This is a genomic window from Okeania sp. SIO2F4, assembly GCF_010672385.1.
Classification (GTDB): Bacteria; Cyanobacteriota; Cyanobacteriia; order Cyanobacteriales; family Microcoleaceae; genus Trichodesmium.
The window spans coordinates 10,025-15,143 of sequence record NZ_JAAHGT010000136.1 but is presented as its reverse complement, the minus strand read 5'-3'; the positions used below and the strand labels follow the sequence as shown (position 1 = coordinate 15,143).

2 protein-coding genes are annotated in these 5,119 nt (G+C 33.0%); both read right to left on the bottom strand.

The window, feature by feature from the left end; all coding sequences use genetic code 11:
* A partial coding sequence (locus F6K22_RS11320; RefSeq protein WP_293097190.1) for a transglycosylase domain-containing protein occupies positions 1–1,184 on the bottom strand: 1,184 nt, incomplete at its 3' end.
* Between the two features lie 939 nt (positions 1,185–2,123).
* Positions 2,124–3,932, bottom strand: a complete 1,809-nt coding sequence (locus F6K22_RS11315) for an ABC transporter ATP-binding protein (protein ID WP_293097187.1) — start codon at positions 3,930–3,932, stop codon at positions 2,124–2,126.
* Positions 3,933–5,119 lie beyond the last annotated feature (1,187 nt).

Below are 5,119 nucleotides of genomic sequence, written 5' to 3'. Positions count from 1 at the left end.
TCTTCTTGAATTATCTTTTCTCCTATTTTTTGCCAACTTCTATCGAGAGTAGTTTCTACTGTTAAACCCCCTCTTGCCAAAACTTCTGGGGAAACATATTTTGGTAACTCCTTCTGAATATAGTTACCAAAATATGGAGCTTCAACTATGAGACGTTTCGGCGCACTAGGTTGTACTTCCATTGGTTTAGCGATCGCTGTTTTTGCCCGCTCATCAGAAATCAAACCTGCTTTTTGCATTTCTGCTAATACTATATTTCGCCGACCTTTAGCTGCTTCTGGGTTAACTAAGGGTGAATATTGACTGGGTGCAGGAGGCAAACCTGCCAAAGTTGCCATTTCTGCTAAAGTTAAACCGGACACTGGTTTGCTAAAGTAAACCCATGCAGCATCAGTTACTCCATAAGCACCGGAACCCAGATAAACTATATTTAGATATAGTTCCAGAATTTCTTCTTTAGATAACTCCTTTTCCATTTTCCAAGCTAGCATTGCTTCTCGGAGTTTGCGCCAAATAGTTTGTTCCATATCTAGGAAAACCATCCGCGCTAACTGTTGGGTAATGGTGCTACCCCCTTGAACTACATCTCTAGCAATTATATTAAATACAAATGCTCTAAGAACTCCCTGATAATCAACTCCTTTATGTTCATAAAAACGTCTGTCTTCAATAGCAATAAAAGCTTGAACTAAAGGAGTGGGAATATCTTCTAATTTAATTTTTTCTCTAGTAGCAGGTCCGGTTTGTTGAATAATTTTACCATCGGCAGCTTTTATTGTTAAAGTACCGTCTCTACTATAGGAGGAAATATCAGCAATTTCTGGTAAACTTTGCTGTAATTTTCGCCACTGCCATCCACCGTAAATAACAATACTACTAATTCCAATTAAACCTAATCTTAACCATAGCTTTCGAGTAAATAAAATTTCTTTTATATTTACGTTTATACTATTTTTACTTATCTTGTTTTCCGTAGCATTAGCTTGTTTTTTCTTGTTTTTTATTTCATCAAGTTGATGTGCTTTTCGGGGAAGTATATCTTTTTTATCTAACATATTTGATGCTGAATTTAAGTGATTTTTATTGCTCCTAACTTGAGATTCTATATACTTAGACTTTCTGATAATATCTGCTTCTGTTTCTGAGAATATTTCTTTAATATTTTTCTGTTCTTTATCTGTCACTTTTTCCTCTTATATTTGTTTTTTTACTATTAGGATTTTATTAGTTATATCATGTCCTGTAGCATCGGTATTGTAAGTGCGAAGGTAAGAAAGAAGGAAGAAGTTTTAAGATAAGGAAAAACCTTAAATATGGTAGATATTTCCCCAGCTTTTACAGATAACGATAACAATGGACATGATATTATATCAAATCCAGTAGCACTTACAGTAGTTTTCCTGCACGGTAGACCACAGTAGGGGCGATTCGCGAATCAGTAGGGGCGATTCACGAATCGCCCCTACTCGGTTTTGTTTGTGACGTGAGGTCATCAATATGAAAAGCGCTATATGATAAAATATTAAAACCTATTCAGGATTGCTATATTAGGTACTTATAAAAAATATTATGTTTATATAAGATAAATTACTTTGAACTTTTGAGTTTGGAGTTGATAACTTTTCCTATCCTACAGAAAGTTGAGAAAATTGTCATTCTAGAGAAATAAGCATACCTGCCTTTTTTCAGTTATCTCAGTTATCAGAGGTTAATTTTAATTTTTTACTTTTGACTTTTACCGAAAAATTGTGGTTTAAAGCCTCCCCTTTTAAGGGGATAATAAAGAAAAATTTTCATTATTAGTCAATCCTATCCGTTTTCAAGGAGAGGTAATTATTAATTATTCATTATTAATTATTCATTATTAATTGTTGAAAGCGGTTTTCATTTCAGTAGACCACAGTAGGGGCGAATGGCCATTCGCCCCTACAGGGTTTTGATTATGACGATGTGGTTTATCAATCAGCAAAAGCGCTGTAACTTGATAACTTTCCCTATCCCACAGAAAGTTGAGAAAATTGTCATTGTAGAGAAATAAGCATACCTTCCTTTTTTTGAGTTATCTCAGTTATCAGTTGTGATAGATTACTTTTAACTTTTTAGTTTTAACTTGATAACTTTTCCTATCCTACAGAAAGTTGAGAAAATTGTAATTGATAAAGATAAGCATACCTTCCTTCTTGAGCAATTAACTCTGCATGAGTTCCCATTTCTACTATTTTACCTTTTTCGAGAACCACAATTAAATCCACATGATAAATAGTTGATAACCGATGAGCAATAACTATGCTAGTACGTCCTTGAAAAAGTTGTTTCACAGACTCTTGAATCAATTTTTCTGACTCAGAATCTAAGGCTGAAGTTGCTTCATCTAAAATAACAATTTGGGGATTTTTTAACAAAACTCTGGCGATCGCTATTCTTTGTCTTTGTCCCCCTGATAATTTAACTCCTTGCTCCCCAATAATAGAGTTATAACCATCAGGAAAATTCAGAATAAAGTCGTGAGCATTTGCTGCTTTTGCTGCTGCTATAATTTCTTCCTCTGTTGCATCTAACTTACCGTAAATAATATTATCTCGTACCGTCCCGTAGAGCAGTAAAGTTTCTTGAGGAACAATGCCAATATGCGATCGCAATGAACTTAAACTTACATCTCTTAAATCCTTTCCATCAAGTAAAATCCCCCCATTTTTCGGGTCATAAAAACGTGCTGCGAGTTTAGCAATAGTGCTTTTTCCAGCACCAGAAGAACCCACCAAAGCAACCGACATTCCTGCTTTAATATCTAAATTAAAATTGTCAATAACTAACTCATTATCTTGATAACCAAACCCCACTTCTTCAAATTTAATATTCCCTCCAACAGAAGTTAAATTAATCGCATCTTCCTTGTCACTAACTTCCAATTTTGTATCTAAAACTGAAAAAATACTTTGAGCAGATACTCCTGCTCTTTGAACCATAGTAATTAATCCATTAAAGCGATTAATTGGTTTATTAAGAAGAGTGACATAAGTCAAAAGAGCTGTTAATTCCCCAATAGTCAAACGACCAAACATTACTCCCCAAGCACCAAAAACTAAAGTAATTACATTACCTAGTTGATTCAGAGTATTAATGATAGGTGTAGATATAGACAAAAACCGAGTTGCCTCAAGGTTTTTCTCCATATAATTATGACTAAATTCAGTAAATCGGTCAATTTCATACTGTTCATTACCAAAAGATTTGATAACCGTAATATTTGATATAGTATCTTGTAAATGATTGCTAATTATCTCCCTTGCTCGATTAGTTTCTTGGAAGATTTTTTTCAGTCTTTTCTGAGTAAATTGTAAAAGATAAATAATCAACGGCCAAGTCAGAGCGATCGCTATTGCTAGAGGCCAATTGCTAATTAAGAAATAAATAAAAACAACAATAAAAGCAAAGCTATCAATTAAAATTGCGATTAAATTAGAATTAAGTAATTGCCCGACAATTTCTACATCCCTTCCCAATCTTAATATCAATTCCCCAGTACGTTGATTTTCAAAATAACTAATAGATAAGAATTGAAGGTGTTGATATAACTTAACGCGAATACTTTTAACTGTATTTTCTCCAAAGATTTTTATCGCATACAATTGTAAAAAAGACAGTACACCTCCCACGAAACTTATCAACAGGATAAGTGCTGCTACCCAAGGCAACATATTAAATTGTTTTTCAGGAATAATTACATCAATAACATACCGATTAATTTGGGGAACAAAGAAAGTAATAAACGAAGCCAAAATTGTTAATAATATGCCTACTAAAAAAGGTATTTTATGTGGCAAACCATAACTAAATAGGCGCAGGTATAAATTCTGGGATTTTACTTTTGCCTCTGATTTTTCTACGTTTACCTGAGTTGGAATTTTGTCAATGGTATGAGATTTCATCATGTCTCAAGCTAATTAAGGTACAGTTGTTCTTCTTATTCTATACTCCCTATTGATCGAGTTGCTACAATGTAGGGACGTTGTATGCAATGTCCCTACTAAAACAAACAAATTTTGTACCTCACCAGATTTAATGGATAATGGATAATTGATAATTGATAATTGATAATGAAAACTATTTCTTATATGTCAATGCTTTGATATTTAATCAGCAGAGCAATAATTATCCATTATTAATTATTAACACCTTCTTATACTTAATATCGACTTTTTGTCATTCTATTTTCCTAACATTAAAATTTTTAGCCTTCTTACTTCTTACATCTTACTTCTTCCTTACTAATAACTAATAACTAATAACTAATAACTGATAACTGATAACTGATTTTTTATCATTCTATGAAATCTAGTTTATTCTGTATCTTGAAAATTAAGAAAAGAAAGAAGTAGAAATGTTGTATACAACATCCCTACATTAAAATTTTTAGCCTTCTTAGCGAATGATTAATTATTAATAATTAATCATTAAATAATTCGCGCCTTGAAGCCTCCCCTGGATAGGGGAAAAAAGTATTAGTATATTTCCCGATCTTCAATTCCCGTACGGTTTTAACCTTCTTGTAATTATCAATATATCAATTAATGAATTATTACTTCTTACTTCTTCCTTTTTACTTAGAAGGTATCTGTAAAATAAATCTAAATAAACACTTGAAATATTTAGTATTCGGTGGGTTACGGCGACCAGGAAAATATTATTTTATTTTGTGAGATTATTTCCGCCTAACCCACCCTACATCTACTTCTTCCTTCCTACTTCTTCCTTTTTACCTAATTAATAATTCGCGCCTTGAAGCCTCCCCTTGGATAGGGGAAAAAAGTGCTAGGATATTTCCCGTTCTTCAATTCCCGTACGGTTTTAACCTTCTTGTAATTATCAATATATCAATTAATGAATTATTACTTCTTACTTCTTCCTTTTTACTTAGAAGGTATCTGTAAAATAAATCTAAATAAACACTTGAAATATTTAGTATTCGGTGGGTTACGGCGACCAGGAAAATATTATTTTATTTTGTGAGATTATTTCCGCCTAACCCACCCTACATCTACTTCTTCCTTCCTACTTCTTCCTTTTTACCTAATTAATAATTCGCGCCTTGAAGCCTCCCCTTGGATAGGGGAAAAAA